Source organism: Aminobacter sp. MET-1 (assembly GCF_026521175.1).
In the GTDB taxonomy this organism is placed as follows: Bacteria; Pseudomonadota; Alphaproteobacteria; order Rhizobiales; family Rhizobiaceae; genus Aminobacter.
This window is the reverse complement of sequence record NZ_JAMSHL010000012.1, coordinates 154,399-175,326: the sequence shown is the minus strand read 5'-3', so window position 1 is coordinate 175,326 and position 20,928 is coordinate 154,399. Positions and strand designations below refer to the sequence as shown.

The following is a 20,928-nucleotide window of genomic DNA, read 5'->3' as shown; positions in this document are numbered from 1 at the left end:
CCCAGCATGGCCTTGGCTTCGCAAACGGCCCTGAACACCTGCCACTTGTTGGCACTGGCCCCAGCCGCGCAGCTTTCCGCGGCCCTTTGCCCTGCCATCATGGCACGCGTCAACGACCGCCGCCCAAAGGGCGTCGTCAAGATGTGCGTCTCCATTATTCCTTCGCCTTTCCATCAGGCAAAAGAAGTCAGCCCACCGAAGTCGATGCCGGGACTCTTGACAGTGATTCGTGGAAATGCGATTCTCTAGGTGTTCAAGCTATGAGAAGGGCTTCCACGACGGCAACGTTTGGGGGCCTTTTTCTTTTGCGATCAGTCTCCCGTTTCCTGCTTCCCAGACTCTCTGTACGCCTCATAAAGGCGCTCGAGATTCTCCGAAATCCAGCCACCGAAGCCGGCGGCGTCCTTGTCCTTGAGGGCAAGCGTATAGGTCTTTCCGGCAGCCTTTGCCGTCACGCTCACCATCTTGTCTGTCGCGACCCAGCGCTCAGCCTGGAAGCGCGTTGCCTCCTTGGCTGGTTTCTTTGCGAGCTCGGCAAACACCATCTGGAACCTGGCATCGCTCGACGCCTCCCTGATGTTGTCTTGCGTCAGCTGCACAAGAAGCGCCGGCACGGCCGGAAGCTTCATCAGCTCTGCGAGCTCCATCCAGCGGCGTCGGCCCACTTCGGGAGCCGGCCCGATCGCTTCGATCAGTTCGAGCGGGATTTCGCGCACGACGCTGATCAGCTTCGAAACCGCGGTTTTCTCGATGCCGAGGGCCGACATGATGACATCACGGGAAAAAGAGCGGTCTTCGAGGCGAGCTGCAAAGAGCGCACGCTCGATGAAGGACAGATTGGTTCGCGCATTGTTTTCCTGGCCCTGGCTCACGACCAGTTCGTCATCTGTCAGGTTTCGCACGACCGCACGGACCTTGAGCCCGAGCTGGGAGACAGCGGCCAACCGGCGATGCCCGTACGCTACCTGGAAACGCCCCTTGGTTTCGGGGTGCGGACGAACAAGGATAGGCACCTGTTGCCCATGGTCCCTGATCTGCTCGACCAACTGGCCAAGTTCAACCGGGTCCATGATGAGGCGGTCGCGCACAATGGAGGCATCAAGAAGTGCCGTATCGAGCTCGACGACCGTCTGCCCCTCGGCCATCTGGCGTTCGAGGTCGTGAGCGCGCTCCACTTTTTGCGTGATATTGCCAAGCGTCTTGGCAATGCCTCCAACTGGAGCATTGCCTCGTGGAGCAGGAGCAACCAACCCAGCGATCGGCCTTGAAGCCGCGAGCGGCTCAGCTGGCCTGAGGGCTGCAGTGCTTTCGGAGACTTCGATAAGGTTTTTCCGAGCCATTATTTCCGGCCCCATGTGCTCTTCAGGAGCCCCTCGATCTCCGAATTGACCTGATTGAGCGATTCCATCGCACGATCATAGGTGCCACGGGTGAACTGAGCCCTGTCAACTTCGTAGAGGGTCTGCTTGGTCACTCCGGCATCGGAGATAGCCGTCGACTTCAGCATCGGATACTGAAGCATACGATTCCCAAAGATTGCCCGCATAAAGCCGGTCATCTGGCTTTGTGGGCTGTCATTTGGCTCGAAGCGGGTAACGAGATAGCGCATCCAGTCATAGCTCGTGCGGCCGCCTGCGTTCTCGACAACGGCCATCAGTTCGCTGGTCATGGCCAGGAACTGGCTCATCGACATGACGTCGAGCATCTGGGGGTGCACTGTGATCAAAACAGAAGTCGCAGCGCACAGGGCCGACATTGTCAAAAAGCCCAGCTGCGGCGGGCAATCGATGACAACCACGTCGTAAAGGCCCTCGATGGGAGCAAGAGCCTCACCGATACGAGCAAAAAACATCGTTTCCGCGGTCCCGGACGCGATCGCTGTTGGCGTCTCGTGCTCGAACTCCATCAGTTCAAGGTTGCCCGGGATGATATGGAGGTTTGGTGTATAGGTCGCCCTGACGATATCGGCGATCGATCGCGGCTCGTCATATCGGATCGCACCGTACAGGGTCTCGCCCTCCCCGACATCCAGTTCGGGCTGATGGCCAAACAACGCAGAGAGCGACGCCTGCGGATCAAGATCGATCGCAAGCACTCGATATCCACGTATGGCCAGATATTGGGCAAGATGGGCGGAGGTCGTAGTCTTCGCTGAGCCGCCTTTAAAATTCATCACGGCTACGACCTGAAGCTTTTCGTCAGGCCGTCGCACAGGAACGTATTTTTGGGCACCGTTCTTTTCGTCGAGGCTCCTGCGGATTCTATCCATGTCTTCGGGGGAGTACATGCGCCGGCCATTGGCCAGGGGTTCTGGTCCATAGCCCTCGGATGCAACCTGCCGAAGATACCCCTCCCCTATCCCGATATAATATGCTGCCTCGGCAGGGGTGAACTGCCTGATCGACTTTTGGGAGGTAGGCGGAAAAATCTTCTGCTGATGGAGCTGCAGCTGCCGTGACAGCTCCTGCGAATCCGCAGACAACATCGACGGAAGGTGCTCTTGCTCTTGGTGTATCCTGCTCTGCAACATCCCTGAACCTTAAACTACGCATTTCGCGAAAGAAGAAGCTAAACTGCGCAGCTGCAATATGGCCCGATTCGTGAAGATTTGACAAACGCTTAACCATAAGAGCTCAACTAGCGAGTTGCCCGCGGGCAACTTATCTTCGCGACAGGATTTTCCTCGCGCACGAAGCGGCCCCGCCAAACCAATCTACGGCACATTCAAAAGCACCTTCCAAAATGGCCGACAGCAAAAAGTTACCGCAGGCAACTTCTTGCTGTCGCTCAAGCACAGGCTGCGGATTGGTCCATACGGCGCACAGCCGGCACCACAACGACCTGTCCACAACGGACAAACCTCCCGCCTTCTCAAAAGTTGCCCGCGGGCAACTTTATCGCTGTTAGGCAACAGCCACGGCTCCACGCTGCGTCAGCGTGGGTGCGCATGATCGTTGATGATCCAGTCTCATTCATCTCACCTCCCGATTGCCCCGGGCAATCGGGAGGTGAGATGGAGACACCGGTTCTCCCTGGAAAGTATACCACTTCCCTGCCGGAGAAAGTTGCCCGCGGGCAACTCGGCTAACCGGTTATTTGCACGTCACCATCACGGCCAAGCCAGACAAACGCCATCCTCAATTTTGACGATGAGCTTTCCGCGCGGAAGCTCCTATCTTGTGCGCCCTTCCAACCGGACTGGTGCGAGAATGTCAGGTCCGCTCTGCGCAACAGGCGACACCCAACACCCCAAAGCCGGCACAGGCCACGCAATCGGCCATCATGGAGAATTGCTCCAAGGGCGTATTTGTAGCCCGCGGCAAGCGTCTTGTTCGCGCACTGATAAACCTTGCCTCTGCCACTCTCAGGGCCGGTGCCCGCCTTTTCCTGTCGGGCAGCGGAACAGTCCGCGTCTAGCCACCGAGCAAGACAAAGGCTCGCCGTGCCGCAAAACTCGCATTGTAGAAGTTTGGCCGAAGGCAACTCGGCGGAGACCTCGTAATCGAAAGCACGATCCCGGTTGGCTTCGGGTACAGTTCGTCCACTGCCGATGTCGCAGCTTCGATACGGGCGGTAGCGTCCGTATGAGCAGCTGCGCTCGAGGACAATTGGAAGCCTGGCTGTAGCCACCGAATTTGCCAGTGACTCTACCTGCTGAGCCTGGGGCAGGCCCCTGCATCAACCTTACACACACTCAAGCTCCCAAGTCGCAACCGCCAGCGCGACTACTAGCCAGAGGTACGTGCCTCAGGCAGGCTTTGAAGCGGCGCTGGAGTTGAGCAAGCGCCATGGTGCCTGCAGCTCAACTATCCCATAGCGGATCATTTTTTGGCCTCCCGTTCGACGCGCAGCAGCCCAAAATGCGGGATCACTGTTGAATGCGGCACGTGATGCCTAAGCTGAAGACTTGGTGCGGCGGCCACCCACGGCATCCAGTCTGGTCGATGCATCTTTTGTGGAGCGGATCGGTCAGTTGGGCGCCTGATCGTCAGCGAAGATCCAACGGCCTCAGGCGATCAGCGCGGCCGCCTCCCCGTACTTGAACAGCACATGACTGCAAGACCAGGAAGCTATTGGCCAAGGCAATACGACAATCCCGACAATCCGGCCGCCTATGCCCAGCTCGCAGAGCGTGCCCGCCAATCTTCACCACAGCGAGATCGATGAAGTCCACCGGGTAGGGACTTTCATGGCGACCCGCAAGCTCTACCGTAGTCACGGGCCCCATGTGGGACCGACAAGCGGTGCTGCCGCATTGGTTGACCAATGGTACGCCAATCAGAACCCTTCAGCATCAATGGCCGTCATACTGCCGGACGAGGGAGCTCGCTACCAGCAGACGGTCTACGATGATGCGTGGCTCAGCGGCCTCTCCAGCTGGCCAGTTCCCCAGCTCCGCAGTCGTCATCTTCTGGACCAACTGCAAGAACACGGTGAAAGCACCTGGACCATGCTGAACTGGTGCCGGCGATCGCCGGGCTCACGTGTCTGATGGTGTCAGGAAAGGCGGTCCGAACCAAAGTTCCGCCAAGCAACCCCAGTCGACGCAAAAGGGGAGGGAAGTCTGACATGCGCGCTTATATCCAGATCCTTGAGGCCACCAGCGGTCAACACTGCCACCACTCGATCGGTGTGCTTGATGATTTCGCGCTTGCGAGCCCAGGCAATGGCCGTTACTGGCAAGACCGAAGCGAGCTCTGCAAAACACCTTCCTTCCAGGCAATGGTTTTCTGGAGTTCGATCACTCCCTCGTTGTCTATGGGGAGAGCTAGGCTTTGGGATTCACGAACCGCGCAAAGCGCCTGATATGTGCTTTACGGCGCGCCCGCGAACGCGAAGTTTTCAAATGGGCGTCTCGCGGCAAGACAGCATGGGAAATCTCCCAGATCCTTTCCATTGGAAAGCGCACGGTGAACACTCACCTTCGCAATTTCCCGGCACAAGCTCGACACCACGAATGTCGTGCACACCGTCGCTGAAGCAATGCAACGGGGATAGATCGAACTCTGAGCCTCAGGACCAATTCAATGCCGAGACCTCGACTGCCATTCGCCGTTCACGTCATTGATCGCTGTAACCGCAATGACTGCGCAAGCGAACTGGAACAACATTTCCGCATTCGCCACGACATCTATGTCGGGCACCGTCAGTGGACTGACTTTGCGCGTCCCGACGGACGGGAAGTCAATCCATTCGACAATGACGATGCGATCTATCTGCTTGGCCTCGAAGAGGGGAGGGGAGGGGTTGCCGGGAGCAGGTTCGTGCCAATCAAAAAACCGAACCTGCTCAAGAACCTGCTTCCGCATCTGGCCACAGATGGCGTGCCCGAGCGAGTTACTTGAATAGACCAGGTACTTCGTCGTTCCAGATCGCAGGCAAGCACATACCCTTGGCTGGCGGGCGCAACGGTTGCTGCATGAGACCGGTCGGATAATAGGTGTGCTCGCGCTTGCAATAGGCGCAGCCGACCGTGATGAGGTCGCGGGCAACGTTCAGCCTGAATAGCGGAAAAGGGTTCGGCTCGATGCCGCACTGGAACAAAATAGGAACATCCGCCTGCGGAGTCACATCACGCCAACGTATGGGCATGCCGACGAACAACCCTCAGCCTCAAACCGCGCGCCATCAGGCCTCTACGAGCAACTCTTGCGAACTGCAAGAAGGATGGCGGCTGGGGCTTCGCCACTGACAAGCAGGCGCCGCATTGGTTCTGCTACGAGCACACGGCCGATGGCGAGAAGTATGTCGCTTGAGGCAAACGAGCATTTGGTACAATTGCCGCAAGCAGTTGGCACGCATTAGGCGATTGAAATTATTGAAGACACCGCTAGGTTCGCCAGACTTTTTCTTGGGGGATTTCTGCGATGAAGGCGATTCTGCTAGCGAGCGTCCTGCTCGGTATTTCTGCTGGCCAAGCACTTGCAGCGGACGCGACGGCAACCGCTCCGGCAGCCTTTGTCTGGACTGGCGGGTATGTTGGTCTGCAAGCCGGCTATGCCTGGGGAACGTCAGATGCAGTATTGCGCAACCTTGGTACTCCGCAGTCGCACTTTCCGCTTGATCCAGACGGCAGACTGCTCGGCGTCTATGCCGGATACAACCATCAGTTTTCAAGCAGTGTCGTTCTAGGAGCTGAGGCCGACCTCACCTACGCGCGCATTCGAAGTGGCACGGTAGAGCTTTTCGACGACGCAAGCGGTGGAGTTATTGCAGGCAATACGGCCGACGCGGACCTCAAATGGACAGGCGCAATTCGTGCGCGAGCCGGATACGCCCTCGATCGCTTTTTGCCCTATGTAACAGCCGGCGTTGCATTTGGCCGCTACGAGGCGACACCAGACTACATGTCGACACCAGCATTACCAGGATCCAAGACGCAAACCGGTTGGACGATCGGTGCCGGCGTCGACCATGCAGTAACTGACAAGATAGTTGCCCGGCTAGACTATCGCTTTGTCGATCTCGGACACGCAACGTACGGTATTACAGGCTTCCCGAGCCACGATACACGCGTCGATCTGAAGACGCACGACTTCCGCCTCGGTGTCGCCTACAAATTCTAGGAATTGGGCTAGTCCTCGACAGGATCAAGAATGTCGAGCGTGTCGTTCTTCGGCGAGCCGATCTTCCACATCGTCATCGGACCCGAAGGGCGGCTTCAGGCGGCTGGCCATTCTCTAAATTCTTATGGAAGGATATGAGCAGCACGCCTCATCTGTGATCACGACGCGCTTGCAAAATCGGTCTTGAAACTGAAATTCTCGAACACATATCGAGGGCAGGCCGGTGCCGCTGTCGGCGCCAAGCCTATCCTAGAAACACACTTTCGTTAGACCTGGAGGATCTGATGAGCGATCGGATGTTCGACAGCCCGGTTTTTGTAAAATCCGGAAGCAATCTCATTGAGGAAATTGCCTGCCTGGAGGATGCACTCGAGTTTCTCTATGAGTGGCCCAGGAACCGCCGAGGCCCGATATACGGTACGGCGTTAAGGGCGTGTCAGCGCGCCTTTGATAGCGGCTATTCGCTCTCTGCTGCCAAGCAGGCTTTCACGGGCTTTGCCAAATCCGTCAACATACTGGAAGACGTCAGCATTCCACTACCTTGGATGGTGGGCGGCAAAACTGGCGCAAGCGGTGTCGGTGTTTGATCGGAAGGGCGACAGGATGTTTGCACAACCGTTTAGCAAACCCATCCGCGTATGGGTCGGCCTTGGATTCCCCCGTCAGCTGAACACGGTTGCCGACGCCTACCAGTTCGCAATGGATTGGTGCGGCAACAGTCCGGAGCAAAGGGCTGCCATCAGGGCCTGTCGCGCTGCTTTGGCAGGCGACATAGATGCCGAGACTGCGCGGGGTGTCCTTGTCGCTTTTGCGCGCAAAAAGGACATACTTGTTCAAGACGGCACCGCCCCGCCGCCGACCGGATCGGGGCAGATGAACCACGTCTGATCTAAGTCAAACAACGGGTGGCGACATAAAGCCGCCACCCACAGCAATTCATGGATATGCCACCTATTTCAAAAGACTTGGCGATCAAATCGCCGGAAAGTAACCTGAATTCGTTCACCTATGATGCCGAATGCCAAAGCGCACTGGTAGATCGCCTGGAAAGACTGCTGGATGATGCCCAAGCTGCCGGGTGGGATCGCAGCAAAGCTGCTGCTGCATTGATGTACCTCAGCGCAAAACGCCTGAGAGAACCGACTGAATAGCTTTGATGCGAGCTGGAACGAACTTCGGCCACCAGCCTCGCCTGTCGGACAGGCGTGGCATGTTTCTCGACCCTTGCCCGCATGGTCGGTCAGATCAAAGGCCCATACAACGACCAGAGGTAAACATGCTCCGATCTATAGCATGTGGTGGATGCCTCATCCGAACGTGCGGGCCTATCAGATGCGAATCTCCGACTGGAGACGTTGCGGTCTCTCTGATGCGGAAGGGTTTTGCCGAGCGCGGTTCTTCACTCGTCGAGCGAATCTGAGCTGGATTGCTAAACCCGATTTGCCGCGCCGTAGGTGATCCAGCCGGGTCGCGGTGCCGTATCAACCTGCGAGTGCACGTTTTCGAGAGGTTGGAGGCATGCGATGCGAAGCGGTAAATTTCGGCCTTGCAGGCTTGGCAATGACATTGTTGCTTGGCCTGGCACCTGCTGCCGCGGGCGACTTTTCGCTTGAAGCATATTTTGCCGGAAGAACATCCGCGATCGGCAGCTTCAGTGCGGTCAATGGCGTCAAGCGCAAGTTCACGGTCGATCTGCTGGGCAAGTGGAACGGCAAGACGTTGACGCTTGTGGAGGACTTCATTTACGACAATGGCGAACGCGAGCGGAAGACCTGGCGCTTCGAAAAGATCTCCAGAAACAAATATCGTGGCACACGCGAGGACGTGATCGGCGAGACGCTGGTGACGATCAGCGGCGGCACCGCCCGCTTCAGTTACCTTGTCGACCTAGACCCGAAAGGCAAGGGTAACCGTGTACGTTTTTATGACACCATGAAGCTGCGGGGCGACGGCACGGTGCTCAACAAGGCGATCGTGACCAAGTTCGGACTGCCTGTGGCGCTTACGCGTGTGGAATTCCAAACCCGCTGAGAGGCCGGTCCGCCAAGGCGGCCAAACCGGCATGAATGAAGCTGCATCAAGAAGGAGCTGATCATGTCAAATCCTGCGCAAAAAAGCCTCGTCATGCTCCTTTTGTCCGCGCTGTGCCTGACCAACGGGGCGGCCGCGGCCGACCAATTGGATGGCCCAAAGATCAAAAAACTGATTGCGGGAGAGACAGTGAGATTGAACACGCCATTCGGCATTGCTCTGCCTTTGCGCTATCGCACGGATGGCGTTGTTGTCGGCGATGTCACGGGCATTTCGGCGGCAAGAATGTTTACGCCAAAGGAGGAGGGCCGCTGGTGGATCGAGGACAACTCTCTCTGCCAGAAATGGCCAAGCTGGTACAAGGGGCGCCAATTCTGCTTCAAGATCACGTCGCTCGGCGACCGCAGGATTTCCTGGATCCGAGATGATGGCGCCAAGGGCACTGCCCGTGTCGGCGACTAGATGGGTAATCGAGACAAGCCCCTCCCGGAACATGCAGTGAAACTACTGTGCTATGCGTTGCCGGCGATACCCTTGGCAACGGTGGCTTTGCCAATTTATGTCGTGGTGCCGACCTTCTATGCTCAGAATCTCGGCCTGCCTATCGCTGACGTGGGAACGGTTCTGTTGCTGATCCGGCTGATCGATGCGGCAAGCGACCCGCTGATTGGCTGGCTCTGTGATCGCGTATTCACGAAATCCGGGCGCAGGCGAACTCTTTTTCTACTGTCGGTGCCTTTGACGGCCCTCGCCGCGTTCATGGTCTTCTGGCCACCTTCAGGCGCGAGCGTTGCCTATCTGGCGCTGTGGGGCACGCTGCTTTCGGTCGGCTATACCGGAACGCTGTTGCCCTACACTGCCTGGGGCGCGGAACTGGCAACGGACTATCGCGGGCGCTCGGTGGTTTCGGCCTTTCGCGAAGGGGCGACGCTCATCGGAACGCTGATTGCGGTCGTGCTGCCCTTTGCGGTCGGGCTCGACAGGAATAACGGCATCCACGGCCTCGCGGCCGTCGCCCTGCTTACACTTGTCTTGCTGCCGGCTGCCAGTGTGCTTGCCGTCAGGACCGTGCCGGAGCCGGCCAATCGTTCGACGACGCGACTGAACTTGGCGGACAGTCTGCGCTTCGTTGTCCGAAACAGGCCGTTCGTCCGACTTATCGTCGCGTTCCTGCTCAACGGCTTTGGCAACGCGATCCCGGCGACGCTGTTTCTCTATTTCGTCTCCGAACGGCTCGGTGCTGCCGAGCTTCGCGGTCCGCTGCTTTTCCTCTATTTCCTGTGCGGGATCCTAGGCGTGCCACTAGCCGTCTGGCTCGCGTCGAAAGCGGGCAAGCACCGCACCTGGTGCGGGGCGATGACCATCGCCTGCGCGGTGTTCGCTCTTGCCGGTTTCCTGGGTGCTGGCGACACCGTGGCGTTCGCCGTCATCTGCGCGACAACGGGCCTGCTTCTGGGCTTTGATCTCGCTTTGCCGCCAGCCATCCAGGCCGATGTCATCGACTACGACACGGCAAAATCAGGCGAACAGCGTTCGGGACTCTATTTCGCCGCATGGGGCCTAGCGACCAAGCTGTCGCTCGCACTCAGCGTCGGCCTGGTGTTCCCCATTCTTGCCTGGTCAGGTTTCGACACTGCCGCCGGCCAGACCATGCCGGAAACGGCCCTGAGCACGCTGTCCGCGCTATATGCCTGGTTACCCATTCTGCCCAAGGCCGCCGCCATAGCCGTGATGTGGAACTTTCCGCTCGACGAAGAAGCCCAACAGGCATTGCGAACACACATCGACGCCAACGCGTCATACGGCAAGGCATTTGGTGAAGAACCAAGCTCGCGTGCGGCCGTTGTCCCCTTGTCACCGTCGAGCGCCGATGGAAAGGAAGCCTGATGTCGAGAGCTTTCTCCCTTATCTTATTCGTGCTGGCGGTTGTCCTGATCGGCATGCTCATCGGCTACGCAACGCTGCCGGGGGAATGGTATGCGAGCTTGAACAAACCGTCATTTACGCCGCCAAACTGGATCTTTGCCCCTGTGTGGACGGTGCTCTACATCTCCATAGCGATTGCCGGCTGGCGGTGCTGGGTTCGCGATCGAAACAGCACGGCGATGAAACTCTGGTTCGTACAGATGTCGCTGAATTTTCTGTGGTCGCCGGTTTTCTTCGGGGCACAGCAACCGGGTATGGCATTGGTCGTCGTGATAGCAGCATTGGCGGCCGTGCTGACCTTCATAGCAGCGGCATGGAACAGTGACAGACTGGCAGCGGTGCTGTTTCTACCCTATGCGGCATGGACCGCATTTGCTACCGCGCTAACTGCGGGCGTCGTGTTCATGAATTAAGTTGACTGCCACAACCGGGACTTGGCCGTTTGTAGATGCTCCTGCCTTGCACCGATGCCCGCGCCGCCGGTGACGGTCAGCCGTCCTTTGCCACCATCAGGGCAGTGAAGAGGTATCCGCAAGTTGCCGCAGACGCGGTGAGCGCAATGCCCCAGATCATGTCGACGATGCTGACGGAAACCGACCAATTCTTCAGCGTAGCAAGGTTGGTCATATCGTAGGTGCCGTAGGCGACCAGCCCGAGCAGCGCGCCATTGAGCAGCGCTGTCGTCCAGTTCGCGCTATGCACCGCCGGTATCACCGCGAAATGCACGATTCCGGCGACATAGACGAGATAGAACAAGCCGGCAACGCCGAGATCGGGCTGGTCGAGGAGCAGGCTGCCGATCCGGTTGCGGTAGAAGCTGGTGGAAATTGTCGACAGCCACACGAAGTCAATACCGAAGAAAACCACGGCGGTGGCGGCATAAGCGATGGCGTAGCTGGCGAACATAGATGCGATGCTCTCGGCGGCTCGGGCGAGGGCGCCCGGTCAGATACCCAGGAAGGGCTGGATTGCACGGACGATCCAGCTGCGGAATTTGAGCGGCGCGTCCGTCACCGCAAGGCAGATGCAGTCGATGTCCGGCGTGGCGACGGGCTGGTGTGTCAGGCTGGCGTCAGCGTCCTCGAGATCACCGCGCGCGAAGACGTCGTTGCCGTCGACGAAGCTGCCGCTGAGCACCAGGGTCAGCTCGCGCCCGCCATGGCTGTGCTCCGGCACCGGCTTGCCGGCGGGGATGCGCAGCAGTCGCACCTTGGTCTCGCGATCCCCTGTTCTGATCGGGATCTGGTAGGCGCCGCGGCCAAGTGGCCGCCATTTGAGCGCCTCGATGTCGCCGCCGACATAGGAGCGCAGCGGCTCCGGCAAGCCGCCGCTGCGATGGCTTACGACAGGCGTTGCGCGGGTGGCGGATGAAGCCGCTTGCGGCTGCTGTTGCAGCCGGCTGCGCACGCTGGCCCATGCGTCATCGACCGAGCCATTGTCGGGAAGGGTCTCTAGCAGGTCGCCGCCGATGCCTTCGGCGACAGTCAGGCGCCGCCGGCAAGAGGGGCAGAGGGCAAGGTGCGTGGCGACCGCGATACTCCAGCCTTCGGCGAGGCTGCCTGCGGCATAGCTCAAGAGTAGGTCGTCGCTGATATGGTGACGGATGGTCACGATACGTCTCCCGAGCGGGCGAGGGCGGCCCGCAGTTTGTCGAAGGCGAGGCGCATGCGCGACTTTACCGTCCCAAGCGGGAGTTTGAGGCGCGTCGCGATCGCGCTGTGCGACTGGTCTTCGAAGAACGACAATCTCAGCAGTGCCGCCTGTTCCTCCGGCAGCGCTGCGATGGCCTGGTGCAGTTGCTCGGAGGCCTCGCGTGCGTCGAGTTCGGCATCGGCCGGAGCAACGTCCTCGGGCACAAACGCTGGATCGTTGGGGTCGAAATCCGGGCGCTTCTCGCGCCGGAACGCGTCTATGCGCAGGTTGCGCGCAATGGTGAAGATCCAGGTCGAGACCGCGCCCTTCGAGGGATCGAAGCGCTCGGCTTTATTCCAGACCGCGATCAGGGTTTCCTGCATCAGTTCCTCGGCCAGCTGGCTGTCGCCGCCCATCCGCGCCATGTAGGCCTTAACCCGCGGTGCGAAGTGGCGGAAAAGCGTCTCATATGCTTCTATGTCGCGCCGTGCGCCCACCGCGCAAAGCAGCTCGCGCATGTCTGGAACCTTGTCGGCATCAGTCTGGCGGCTCATACCCAAAATTCCCAATTCGCCACGCCTTGGCGCTGAGCGCCACCGCCCCACCACAGGGCGCTTGTGCCACGCCGGCGAGCTTATGGGAACGTTCGTGTCCATGCCGGTGATACGTGGCCGGCAAGGCGCCAGATCACCGATGCACGAAAATTTGACGCCCACCGATCCGGCGCGGCCGTGGTTGCGTATCAAAGCACAAGGCCATTGCAGGATCGGAAAGGCGTAAAGTGCGAAGTCATTCCAACAGGAAGTTGCCGGACCATGCTCGCCGCGTGGCGGTCGTCGGGTCTGGGATTTCGGGACTGTCGGCGGCATGGCTGCTCAGCCGCAGGCTGAGCGTCACCCTCTATGAAAGCGAAAAGCGCCTCGGCGGTCATTCAAACACGGTCATGGTTCCGACGAAGGACGGGACGATCCCCGTCGATACCGGCTTTATCGTCTACAACGAGCGCAACTATCCGAACCTGGTTGCTTTGTTCAAGGAAATCGGGGTGCCGACGGCAGCCTCCAACATGTCCTTTGCCGCCTCGCTCGAGGGTGGCAAGCTCGAATATTCCGGCTCCGGCCTCAACGGGCTGATCGGCCAGCGGGGCAATGTCGTGCGGCCGCGCTTCTGGCGGATGATGCGCGACATATTTCGCTTCTACCATGAGGCGCCGGCCCTGCTGCTTCGAACGGACCTCCACGGCATCAGCCTCGGCGAATATCTCGACCGCAACGACTATGCCCCGGCCTTCATCGAGGACCATCTGTTGCCGATGGGGGCCGCGATCTGGTCTACCACGGCGCGCGAGATGCGCGCATATCCGCTGCTTGCCTTCGTCAGGTTCTTTGCCAGCCATGGCTTGCTTAGCCTTGCCGACCGCCCGAAGTGGCGAACCGTGCTTGGCGGCAGCCGCGAATACGTACGGCGCCTAAGCGGAAGCTCCATCGAAGGCGTACGGCTGGGCGTCGGGGTCCGCAGCATCTCGCGGGAAAACGGCCGCGTCGTCGTCACCGACACGACGGGTAATTCCGACACCTTCACCGACGTCGTCATTGCTACCCATGCCGACCAGGCGCTCGGCCTGTTGGTCGATGCCGATCATGAGGAGCGCAGCCTGCTCGGCGCCTTCCGCTACACCGACAATCTGGCCGTGCTGCATTCCGATGTAAACCTGATGCCCAGGCGCCGGCGTGTCTGGTCGAGCTGGAACTATATCGGCGAAAGCAGGGACGAAGGCGCCCAGCCGCTGTGCGTGACCTATTGGATGAACCGGCTGCAGAACCTCGACAGGCGTCATCCGCTCTTCGTCACGCTCAACCCGACCCGCGAGATCGCGCCGTCGAAAGTCATCGGGCGCTATGACTACACCCATCCCCTGTTCGACCAGCGCGCGCTCGACGCCCAGCAGCAGCTCTGGCGCCTGCAGGGCAGGCGCAACACCTGGTTCTGCGGTGCATATTTCGGGTTCGGCTTCCATGAGGACGGCTTGCAGGCCGGGCTGGCCGCGGCCGAGAGCGTCGCCGACGTGCGGCGGCCCTGGCAAGTGAGCGACGAATCCGGGCGCATTGGGCTGCAGCCACGACTGGAGGCCGCGGAATGAGCAGCCAGTCGGCTTTGTTCTGCGGCAAGGTCATGCACATGCGCGTGCGGCCGCGCCGGCACAAGCTCCGCTACCGCGTCTTTTCGCTGCTGCTCGATTTCGACGAGCTGGAGGCAGTGAGCGCGGCGTCCCGACTGTTCGGCTACAACCGCCCGGCCATGCTGAGCTTCTGGGACGCCGACCACGGCGACGGTAGCCCTGGTGGCCTGCGCGCCTGGATCGAAGCGCGTCTGCGCGAAGCCGGCAGGCTGGAGGAGGGCATGAGCATCCGCGTACTCTGCTATCCCCGCATCCTCGGCTACGTCTTCAATCCGCTGACGGTCTACTTTTGCTACGCCTCGGGCGGTACGCTGCGCGCCATCCTCTACGAGGTCTGCAATACCTTCGCCGAGCGACATACCTATGTCATCCCGGTCGAGGATGGCGCGACGGGGCCTGTGCGGCAGGGCTGCGCCAAGGAACTCTATGTCTCGCCCTTCATGCCGATGTCGTGCTTCTACCGTTTCCACATCGAGCCGCCAGGCGAAAACGTGCTCGTGCGCATCGATGAATCCGACGCCGGGGGGGCGCTTCTGGTCGCTTCGTTTTCCGGCCGGCGCCAACCGCTGACGGACCGCGCGCTTCTGCGTGCGCTGTTCCGCTACCCGCTGATGACGCTCAAGGTGACCCTGGGCATCCACTGGGAGGCGCTGCGCATCTGGTGGAAAGGCATTCCCGTACACCACCATAGCGCCGCAGCGAGCAGGGTCGCCACGACCGTCGTGGCGGGAAAAATTTCAGGACATACAAATTCATGAGCAATATTGAAGGAAAGTCGATCTCCGCGAGGAGCCTTCGCCGGCTGCTGTGGGCGCGACTTCTTTGCGGCTGGGCCGACAGGATCGCCGCCGGCAAACTCACCATCCGATTTCCGAATGGAGACACGCACTTTGCGCAAGGCGCCCTGCCAGGTCCGTCGGCAAGCCTCAATGCGCGTTCGGCCAAGCTGGTGTGGAAGCTGGCAAGCGGCGGCAGCCTGGGTTTTGCCCGCGCCTATCTCGACGGCGACTGGGACACACCCGACCTCGGCGCGTTGCTGCAGTTGGGTGCTGCAAATGAAGCTGCGTTCGCCACTCTCCTCGACGCACCGGGTGCGGCCAGGCTTTTCGCTTTCCTCAGGCATCGGCTTCGCGCCAACACACGCATTGGCAGCCGCCGCAACATCGCCTTCCACTACGATCTCGGCAACGACTTCTACCGGCTCTGGCTCGATGAGACGATGACCTATTCGTCGGCCATGTTCGAGCGCGATGACCAGCCTTTGGCCGATGGGCAGCGGGCCAAATATGCCCGCATCGTCGAAGTGCTGGAGCTTGGGCCGGATGATCATGTGCTGGAGATCGGCTGCGGCTGGGGCGGCTTTGCCGAATATGCGGCGGCCGAGACGGGCTGCAGGATAACGTGCCTTACGCTATCGCGCGAGCAGGCCGAGTTCGCGCGGGACCGCCTCGCCGCCGCCGATCTTTCGGACAGAGCAGAAATCAGGCTCCAGGATTATCGCGACTGCACCGGCCGGTTTGACAAGATCGTCTCGATCGAGATGTTCGAGGCCGTAGGTGAGGAAAACTGGCCAACCTATTTCGATACGCTGCGGGCGCTGTTGAAGCCAGGTGGCCGCGCCATGGTGCAGTCCATCACCATTGCCGAAGAACGTTTCGCCCAGTATCGCCGCAACGCCGACTTCATTCAGACCTACATCTTTCCCGGCGGAATGCTGCCGTCGCCGACCGCGTTCACGTCCGTGGCGAACCAACGCGGGCTCGAAGTGCTGAACCAAAAGTTCTTCGGGGCCGACTACGACAGGACGCTGCTTGCCTGGGACAGGGCGTTCGCCGCCGCCTGGAATCGCATCGAGCCGCTCGGCTTTGATACTCGCTTCAAGCGCATGTGGCGCTACTATCTGCACTATTGCGCAATTGGATTTCGCAGCGGCAGGATCGACGTCTGCCAGTTCCTCCTGGCTCGTGATTGACCGATTGGACGCGATCGTCAGTTACGCACCATGCGCCGCGTCACAGCAAGGCGCAACCATGCCGGCAGTGCCGCAAGGAGCTTCATCGATAGCGCCATCTTCCACGGAAAGGCAATCTCGAAATGCCGCGATATCAATCCAGCCATGATGTGGTCGACCGCCGCATCGGCCGATATCAGGAACGGCATCGGAAAGTCGTTCTTCTGCGTCAGCGGCGTGTCGACGAAGCCCGGATTGATCAGGCTGAGGCGCACGTTGCGGGCGGCGAGATCGGGGTGCAGCGCCTCGCACATGTTGATGAGGGCCGCCTTGGACGCGCCATAGGCGGCGGCGCCTGGCAGGCCGACATAGCCGGCAACCGAAGACACGACAGCGATGTGTCCCGACCCACGCGCCAGCATGCGCGGCATCAGCGCAGCCAGGCAATGGACAGTGCCCATCAGGTTGACCTCGACGGTAGCGCGAAAGGCGGCGGCGTCGAAGCGGATTGCGGAGTCGCGGGCGTAGGTGCCGGCATTCAGAACAGCAAGATCGAGCGGCCCAAGGTCATCTTCGATGCTGGCAACGGTCTCGCGCACGGCCTCAGCGTCCGTCACGTCGAGCGGAAAGGCATGGATGAGGTCAGGCTCATCAGCTGCAAGCGTGGCGAGGTCTCGTGCCGTCCTCGAGCTGACAGCGACTTGCCAGCCCTCATGGGCGAGGCGAACCACCAGGGCACGGCCGATGCCGGAACCGGCTCCCGTGACCCACGCCGTCCGTCCGGCCGGCCTGGCCCGGCCGCGCTTGTCTACGTCTATGTTTCCACGCATGTCGGCTCCCTTGCAAGATCGGGTCTTCACTCCTGTTACGTTGGAAGCAGGCGATTGGTTCAATGGGTGGTCCGTGTAACGGGCCGAACAGCATGCCCGGCATGTGCGCCCGAAGGGCAGGGGATTGCATAATGGTTGGTTCGCTGGTCTGGTTTCGCGACGACCTCAGGCTGGCCGACAATCCAGCGCTAGACGCCGCGGTCGCGCAGGGCGGTCGCATCACGGCCCTCTATGTGCTTGAGCAGGCCGCCGGCTTGCGGCCCCTCGGCGGCGCGGCTTCGTGGTGGCTCGGCAAAAGCCTCGCATCACTGGCCCAGAGCCTGGATGCTGTCGGCATCGATCTGCAGATCGAAACCGGAGACCCCCGCAAGATCGTGCCTGCCGCAGCCAAACGGCTCAGCGTTGCAAATGTTCTCTGGAACCGCCGCTATGCGCCTGGCGCGCGCGCGATCGACAGTGCGATCAAGACCACGCTGCAGGATGGTGGGATAAAGGCGATTTCCTTTCCCGGCAACGTGCTTGCCGAACCATGGAACATCAAGACCGGCAGCGGCGGCGCGTTCCAGGTTTACACGCCCTTCGCCAGGGTAGTCCGGCAATGGCCGATCGCGTTTCCGCTGCCAAATCCTGTCCCCAGAGATCGAGAACCCTCGGAGGACGGCGTCGCCACGTCGACCTTTCAGTCCAAATGGGCCAAGAAGCTAGAACATCACTGGTCGGTCGGCGAGACCGGCGCACTTTTATCGCTGCTGCGCTTTTTTGACGAGGCACTCGCTGATTACGTCGAGGATCGCGACCGTCCGGACCAGCCGGGCACGTCTGTCCTGTCGCCGCATCTGCGCTTCGGCGAGATCAGCGCCCGGCAGGTCTGGCATGCCACTCAGGCCGTTGCCGCAAACGATCCGGCCAAGGGCACGGCGGTCGAAAAGTTCCTGTCGGAACTGATCTGGCGCGATTTCAACTACCACCAACTCTACCATCGCCCCGACATTGCCAACATCGCCATGCGCGACACGCTCGCCGGGTTTGAGTGGCGCGACGACCAGCCCGCCTTCGCGGCCTGGAAGCTAGGGCGCACCGGCATTCCGATCATCGACGCCGGCATGCGCCAGCTTTGGGAGACCGGCTGGATGCACAACCGGGTGCGCATGCTGGTGGCGTCGTTCCTGACCAAGAACCTGCTCATCGACTGGAGGCGGGGCGAGCAATGGTTCTGGGTCACGCTGGTCGACGCGGACGTGGCGAGCAATCCCGGCAACTGGCAGTGGGTGGCCGGATGCGGCATGGACGCTGCACCCTATTTCCGTATCTTCAATCCCCTGCTGCAGGGTGAACGCTTCGATCCTACTGGTACCTACGTCCGGCAATGGCTGCCGGAGCTAGCCGGATTGCCGGATGCCTGGATACACCGTCCGTCAGAGGCGCCAAAAGACGTGCTCGCAAGCGCTGGGGTGGTCCTCGGCGAAACATATCCACGCCCGCTCGTCGATCTCAAGGCGTCGCAGCGGCGAGCGCGGGAAAGCTTCGCCTCGCTCAAAGCATAACCGCCGTCGGATCAGACTGACTGAGCACCGCGCCCTTTATGTTCCAGCAACTACACCCAGCATGGCTCTTGGGGGGGGGCGCCAACGGAGCGCTGCAAGAGATGAGTGACATGAATGGGCAGCGCGTCATCGTAACTGGCGCAGCACAAGGACTGAGAGCGGCTATTGCGCGTAGTTTTGCGCGGCTCGGCGCCCGTGTTGTGCTTATGGACCGAAATTTCATTTCCTGCCGCCCGCCCTCGTAAGATCGGCGAAAACTAAATAATATGACAAGCAAGGATTTCAATCGTTAACAATATTGGTGCTGCTGCTTTTGATTGGCCCGGCCGCGCGGAAAGGTCGGGCGACTGTAGAATTCCGCACTCCTTCCAAGACATGATTTGTGATGACTTCGCCCCATCCAAATGTTGGGACTGTGAGGGGTGATGCGGAGTGCAATAGATGGTTCGACTAAAGGACGAGCATGCCACTACTATGATTATTTGCAGGCACACAACTTCCATGCACCCAGGCGGCAATCTGTCGCTGCGACGCTGAACGAAAACGCGTGGTTCGAACCGACGCGTGGCCCACTGCAAGCGAGGCAGCGGGCTTTCCTTGGGGCAACACAGCGTCGCGTGGCGTGAGGTAGCCGACATGCCGCAACTTCGTTCCCATTCTCGCCTCATCCGCAAGCTGCAAGACGCACTCGGCCACGACCTTTGCGTTGCGCTCGACGATGGATCTGTCGTCGAGATCATGCTGAACCCCGACGGGCGGCTGTTCATCGAACGGATTGGCCACGGTACTTCACCAGCCGGCCAGATGGATGCAGCCGCTGCCGAGGTCGTTATCGGCAGCGTCGCACACGTACTGCACTCCGAGGCTGACGAGCGACACCCGATTATTTCCGGCGAATTGCCGATCGGAGGCCATCGTTTCGAAGGATTGCTGCCGCCTGTTGTCCCGGCCCCGACATTCACAATCCGCCGGCGCGCTTCCAGGCTGATCCGGCTTGCCGACTATGTCTCATGTAATCTCATGACCGAGAAGCAGGCATCCGTGATCCGCAACGCGATCACTTCGAGGCTGAACATCGTCATATCCGGCGGAACGGGTTCAGGCAAAACAACCCTGGCCAATGCTGTCATTGCCGAGATCGTCGAAACAGCGCCAAAGGACCGTTTGCTCATTCTCGAGGACACAACGGAGATACAATGCGCGGCCGAGAATGCGGTGGCGCTACATACCAGCGATATGGTCGACATGAGCCGTCTGCTCAAGAGCACGATGCGGCTGAGGCCAGACCGCATCATTGTCGGCGAGGTTCGTGACGGTGCGGCTCTGACGCTTCTGAAAGCCTGGAACACCGGCCATCCCGGCGGCGTGACCACGATCCACTCCAATACGGCAATGTCTGCGCTACGCCGCCTCGAACAGTTGACTGCGGAGGTCAGCCAGCAACCGATGCGAGAAGTGATCGGGGAAGCAGTAGACCTCGTCGTGTCGATCGAGCGAACGCCGAGAGGTCGACAGGTGCGCGATGTCATCCGCGTCGAGCGTTTCGCCGACACTCAGTACCACACGGAAACCTACGCTCAGGTCGAGGAACAGCGCCATGTCGCATGATCGTCAGTCCATTCTTGTATGCGGCGCATTGGCGCTGTCGCTTTCATTGATACTGACCGATCCGGCGCTTGCCAGTTCGGGAGGAGGTCTGCCGTGGGAGGGCCCGCTGCAACGGATCCAGCAATCGATCACCGGGCCTGTCGCAGGCTTCATTGCACTTGCGGCCGTTGCCATTGCAGGTGGCATGCTGATCTTTGGCGGAGAGCTCAACGATTTCGCGCGCAGGCTCATGTATGTAGTGCTTGTTGCCGGCATTCTCCTTGGCGCAACTCAGATTGTTGCCTTGTTCGGCGCTACCGGCGCGGTTCTCGGTGACGGCGAGGCCTCTGCTGTCCATACCGAGACTGGGGAGGGGAGGAATGGCTGACGCCGGCTCCAATCTCCAGCGCAACCGCATCCATCGAGCGCTGTCACGCCCTAACCTACTGATGGGCGCAGACCGCGAACTGGTGCTCCTCGCCGGCCTTGCCGCGGTGATCCTGATCTTTGTGGTGTTGACCATTCATTCCGCTGTGCTTGGCATCGCAGTGTGGATCTTGGTGGTTGCGGCGCTTCGAATGATGGCCAAAGCCGACCCGATGATGCGGCGCATCTACCTCAGGCACGTCTCTTATCGGTCGTACTACCGGCCTACCTCGACGCCTTGGCGCCGACACTGAGG

Annotated in this window: 26 protein-coding genes; 19 read left to right on the top strand and 7 right to left on the bottom strand. The window is 60.3% G+C overall.

Annotated elements, in window-relative coordinates:
• Positions 1–249: hypothetical protein (locus tag NDO48_RS30475; protein WP_323848114.1), on the top strand; the 249-nt coding region annotated here is incomplete at its 5' end.
• Between the two features lie 62 nt (positions 250–311).
• On the opposite strand, the gene repB is transcribed toward NDO48_RS30475, so the two are convergent.
• Both repB and repA read right to left on the bottom strand, forming a co-directional pair.
• Positions 312–1,340, bottom strand: a complete 1,029-nt coding sequence (repB, locus tag NDO48_RS17960) for a plasmid partitioning protein RepB (protein WP_267321996.1) — start codon at positions 1,338–1,340, stop codon at positions 312–314.
• Positions 1,340–2,530: a plasmid partitioning protein RepA gene (gene repA, locus NDO48_RS17955; RefSeq protein WP_018431216.1), complete on the bottom strand. Its 1,191-nt coding sequence runs from the start codon at positions 2,528–2,530 to the stop codon at positions 1,340–1,342. Before repA ends, repB begins: the two co-directional genes overlap by 1 nt.
• Before the next feature lie 971 nt (positions 2,531–3,501).
• Between repA and NDO48_RS30570 the strand changes: the two genes are divergently transcribed.
• The 3 genes from NDO48_RS30570 (at position 3,502) to NDO48_RS17945 (ending at position 5,345) form a co-directional block, all read left to right on the top strand.
• The gene (locus NDO48_RS30570; RefSeq protein WP_081623611.1) at positions 3,502–3,588 is read left to right on the top strand and encodes a hypothetical protein; all 87 of its coding nucleotides are present in this window, start codon (positions 3,502–3,504) and stop codon (positions 3,586–3,588) included.
• A gap of 1,187 nt (positions 3,589–4,775) precedes the next feature.
• Positions 4,776–4,979: a helix-turn-helix domain-containing protein gene (locus NDO48_RS17950; protein WP_081623599.1), complete on the top strand. Its 204-nt coding sequence runs from the start codon at positions 4,776–4,778 to the stop codon at positions 4,977–4,979.
• 48 nt (positions 4,980–5,027) lie between these two features.
• A complete protein-coding gene (locus NDO48_RS17945) occupies positions 5,028–5,345 on the top strand; it encodes an acyl-homoserine-lactone synthase (RefSeq protein ID WP_267321995.1) in 318 nt (105 codons plus the stop codon).
• Here the strand turns inward: NDO48_RS17945 and NDO48_RS17940 are convergent.
• On the bottom strand, positions 5,338–5,604 hold the full coding sequence (locus NDO48_RS17940) for a hypothetical protein (protein WP_267321994.1): 267 nt from the start codon (positions 5,602–5,604) through the stop codon (positions 5,338–5,340). The two genes, NDO48_RS17945 and NDO48_RS17940, sit on opposite strands and share 8 nt — an antisense overlap.
• A 263-nt stretch (positions 5,605–5,867) precedes the next feature.
• Here NDO48_RS17940 and NDO48_RS17935 point away from each other — a divergent pair, with 263 nt between their 5' ends.
• The 8 genes from NDO48_RS17935 to NDO48_RS17900 all read left to right on the top strand — a co-directional run bounded on the left by NDO48_RS17935 (position 5,868) and on the right by NDO48_RS17900 (position 10,936).
• Positions 5,868–6,566, top strand: coding sequence for an outer membrane protein (locus NDO48_RS17935; protein ID WP_267321993.1), 699 nt, complete (start codon positions 5,868–5,870; stop codon positions 6,564–6,566).
• A 284-nt stretch (positions 6,567–6,850) separates the two neighbouring features.
• Complete coding sequence (locus tag NDO48_RS17930) at positions 6,851–7,153, top strand: DUF982 domain-containing protein (protein WP_267321992.1); 303 nt, start codon at positions 6,851–6,853, stop codon at positions 7,151–7,153.
• 16 nt (positions 7,154–7,169) lie between these two features.
• Positions 7,170–7,454, top strand: coding sequence for a DUF982 domain-containing protein (locus NDO48_RS17925; protein WP_267321991.1), 285 nt, complete (start codon positions 7,170–7,172; stop codon positions 7,452–7,454).
• A 50-nt stretch (positions 7,455–7,504) separates the two neighbouring features.
• On the top strand, positions 7,505–7,717 hold the full coding sequence (locus NDO48_RS17920) for a hypothetical protein (protein ID WP_267321990.1): 213 nt from the start codon (positions 7,505–7,507) through the stop codon (positions 7,715–7,717).
• A 367-nt stretch (positions 7,718–8,084) separates the two neighbouring features.
• Positions 8,085–8,597 (top strand): DUF3833 family protein, encoded by a 513-nt coding sequence (locus NDO48_RS17915; RefSeq protein WP_198292925.1) that lies wholly within the window; start codon positions 8,085–8,087, stop codon positions 8,595–8,597.
• Between the two features lie 63 nt (positions 8,598–8,660).
• The gene (locus NDO48_RS17910; RefSeq protein ID WP_267321989.1) at positions 8,661–9,059 is read left to right on the top strand and encodes a hypothetical protein; all 399 of its coding nucleotides are present in this window, start codon (positions 8,661–8,663) and stop codon (positions 9,057–9,059) included.
• The gene (locus tag NDO48_RS17905; protein WP_267321988.1) at positions 9,060–10,484 is read left to right on the top strand and encodes an MFS transporter; all 1,425 of its coding nucleotides are present in this window, start codon (positions 9,060–9,062) and stop codon (positions 10,482–10,484) included. It begins immediately after the preceding gene.
• Positions 10,484–10,936: a TspO/MBR family protein gene (locus NDO48_RS17900; protein ID WP_267321987.1), complete on the top strand. Its 453-nt coding sequence runs from the start codon at positions 10,484–10,486 to the stop codon at positions 10,934–10,936. Before NDO48_RS17905 ends, NDO48_RS17900 begins: the two co-directional genes overlap by 1 nt.
• Before the next feature lie 76 nt (positions 10,937–11,012).
• Here NDO48_RS17900 and NDO48_RS17895 read toward each other — a convergent pair whose 3' ends face one another.
• Genes NDO48_RS17895 through NDO48_RS17885 form a run of 3 tightly spaced genes read right to left on the bottom strand, consistent with a single transcriptional unit; the run spans position 11,013 to position 12,673 of the window.
• Positions 11,013–11,429 (bottom strand): DUF2177 family protein, encoded by a 417-nt coding sequence (locus NDO48_RS17895; protein WP_267321986.1) that lies wholly within the window; start codon positions 11,427–11,429, stop codon positions 11,013–11,015.
• Between the two features lie 39 nt (positions 11,430–11,468).
• Positions 11,469–12,134 (bottom strand): ChrR family anti-sigma-E factor, encoded by a 666-nt coding sequence (locus tag NDO48_RS17890; protein WP_267321985.1) that lies wholly within the window; start codon positions 12,132–12,134, stop codon positions 11,469–11,471.
• The gene (locus NDO48_RS17885; RefSeq protein WP_040457461.1) at positions 12,131–12,673 is read right to left on the bottom strand and encodes a sigma-70 family RNA polymerase sigma factor; all 543 of its coding nucleotides are present in this window, start codon (positions 12,671–12,673) and stop codon (positions 12,131–12,133) included. The genes NDO48_RS17890 and NDO48_RS17885 overlap by 4 nt, the downstream gene beginning before the upstream one ends.
• Positions 12,674–12,960: 287 nt before the next feature.
• On the opposite strand from NDO48_RS17885, the gene NDO48_RS17880 reads away from it, so the two are divergent.
• The 3 genes from NDO48_RS17880 to NDO48_RS17870 are packed head-to-tail and all read left to right on the top strand — an operon-like array spanning position 12,961 to position 16,306.
• Complete coding sequence (locus NDO48_RS17880; RefSeq protein WP_267321984.1) at positions 12,961–14,295, top strand: NAD(P)/FAD-dependent oxidoreductase; 1,335 nt, start codon at positions 12,961–12,963, stop codon at positions 14,293–14,295.
• Positions 14,292–15,092: a DUF1365 domain-containing protein gene (locus NDO48_RS17875; RefSeq protein WP_267321983.1), complete on the top strand. Its 801-nt coding sequence runs from the start codon at positions 14,292–14,294 to the stop codon at positions 15,090–15,092. Before NDO48_RS17880 ends, NDO48_RS17875 begins: the two co-directional genes overlap by 4 nt.
• Positions 15,089–16,306 (top strand): SAM-dependent methyltransferase, encoded by a 1,218-nt coding sequence (locus tag NDO48_RS17870; RefSeq protein ID WP_267321982.1) that lies wholly within the window; start codon positions 15,089–15,091, stop codon positions 16,304–16,306. The genes NDO48_RS17875 and NDO48_RS17870 overlap by 4 nt, the downstream gene beginning before the upstream one ends.
• Before the next feature lie 17 nt (positions 16,307–16,323).
• Here NDO48_RS17870 and NDO48_RS17865 read toward each other — a convergent pair whose 3' ends face one another.
• Complete coding sequence (locus NDO48_RS17865; protein ID WP_018431233.1) at positions 16,324–17,115, bottom strand: SDR family NAD(P)-dependent oxidoreductase; 792 nt, start codon at positions 17,113–17,115, stop codon at positions 16,324–16,326.
• Between the two features lie 131 nt (positions 17,116–17,246).
• On the opposite strand from NDO48_RS17865, the gene NDO48_RS17860 reads away from it, so the two are divergent.
• From NDO48_RS17860 to NDO48_RS17845, 4 genes are all read left to right on the top strand, one after another.
• Entirely contained in the window at positions 17,247–18,659 is a 1,413-nt protein-coding gene (locus NDO48_RS17860; RefSeq protein WP_267321981.1) for a cryptochrome/photolyase family protein, read from the top strand.
• Between the two features lie 636 nt (positions 18,660–19,295).
• Entirely contained in the window at positions 19,296–20,267 is a 972-nt protein-coding gene (gene trbB, locus NDO48_RS17855; protein WP_267322005.1) for a P-type conjugative transfer ATPase TrbB, read from the top strand.
• Positions 20,257–20,634: a TrbC/VirB2 family protein gene (locus NDO48_RS17850; RefSeq protein WP_267321980.1), complete on the top strand. Its 378-nt coding sequence runs from the start codon at positions 20,257–20,259 to the stop codon at positions 20,632–20,634. The genes trbB and NDO48_RS17850 overlap by 11 nt, the downstream gene beginning before the upstream one ends.
• Positions 20,627–20,926 (top strand): conjugal transfer protein TrbD, encoded by a 300-nt coding sequence (locus tag NDO48_RS17845; protein ID WP_267321979.1) that lies wholly within the window; start codon positions 20,627–20,629, stop codon positions 20,924–20,926. The genes NDO48_RS17850 and NDO48_RS17845 overlap by 8 nt, the downstream gene beginning before the upstream one ends.
• Positions 20,927–20,928 lie beyond the last annotated feature (2 nt).

Coding starts and splice junctions, on each gene's coding strand:
- repB (WP_267321996.1), bottom strand. CDS start 1,340: ATGGCTCGGAAAAACCTTATCGAAGTCTCCGAAAGCACTGCAGCCCTC.
- repA (WP_018431216.1), bottom strand. CDS start 2,530: ATGTTGCAGAGCAGGATACACCAAGAGCAAGAGCACCTTCCGTCGATG.
- NDO48_RS17945 (WP_267321995.1), top strand. CDS start 5,028: ATGCCGAGACCTCGACTGCCATTCGCCGTTCACGTCATTGATCGCTGT.
- NDO48_RS17935 (WP_267321993.1), top strand. CDS start 5,868: ATGAAGGCGATTCTGCTAGCGAGCGTCCTGCTCGGTATTTCTGCTGGC.
- NDO48_RS17930 (WP_267321992.1), top strand. CDS start 6,851: ATGAGCGATCGGATGTTCGACAGCCCGGTTTTTGTAAAATCCGGAAGC.
- NDO48_RS17925 (WP_267321991.1), top strand. CDS start 7,170: ATGTTTGCACAACCGTTTAGCAAACCCATCCGCGTATGGGTCGGCCTT.
- NDO48_RS17920 (WP_267321990.1), top strand. CDS start 7,505: ATGGATATGCCACCTATTTCAAAAGACTTGGCGATCAAATCGCCGGAA.
- NDO48_RS17915 (WP_198292925.1), top strand. CDS start 8,085: ATGCGATGCGAAGCGGTAAATTTCGGCCTTGCAGGCTTGGCAATGACA.
- NDO48_RS17910 (WP_267321989.1), top strand. CDS start 8,661: ATGTCAAATCCTGCGCAAAAAAGCCTCGTCATGCTCCTTTTGTCCGCG.
- NDO48_RS17905 (WP_267321988.1), top strand. CDS start 9,060: ATGGGTAATCGAGACAAGCCCCTCCCGGAACATGCAGTGAAACTACTG.
- NDO48_RS17900 (WP_267321987.1), top strand. CDS start 10,484: ATGTCGAGAGCTTTCTCCCTTATCTTATTCGTGCTGGCGGTTGTCCTG.
- NDO48_RS17895 (WP_267321986.1), bottom strand. CDS start 11,429: ATGTTCGCCAGCTACGCCATCGCTTATGCCGCCACCGCCGTGGTTTTC.
- NDO48_RS17885 (WP_040457461.1), bottom strand. CDS start 12,673: ATGCGCGAGCTGCTTTGCGCGGTGGGCGCACGGCGCGACATAGAAGCA.
- NDO48_RS17875 (WP_267321983.1), top strand. CDS start 14,292: ATGAGCAGCCAGTCGGCTTTGTTCTGCGGCAAGGTCATGCACATGCGC.
- NDO48_RS17870 (WP_267321982.1), top strand. CDS start 15,089: ATGAGCAATATTGAAGGAAAGTCGATCTCCGCGAGGAGCCTTCGCCGG.
- NDO48_RS17865 (WP_018431233.1), bottom strand. CDS start 17,115: ATGCGTGGAAACATAGACGTAGACAAGCGCGGCCGGGCCAGGCCGGCC.
- NDO48_RS17860 (WP_267321981.1), top strand. CDS start 17,247: ATGGTTGGTTCGCTGGTCTGGTTTCGCGACGACCTCAGGCTGGCCGAC.
- trbB (WP_267322005.1), top strand. CDS start 19,296: ATGCCGCAACTTCGTTCCCATTCTCGCCTCATCCGCAAGCTGCAAGAC.
- NDO48_RS17850 (WP_267321980.1), top strand. CDS start 20,257: ATGTCGCATGATCGTCAGTCCATTCTTGTATGCGGCGCATTGGCGCTG.
- NDO48_RS17845 (WP_267321979.1), top strand. CDS start 20,627: ATGGCTGACGCCGGCTCCAATCTCCAGCGCAACCGCATCCATCGAGCG.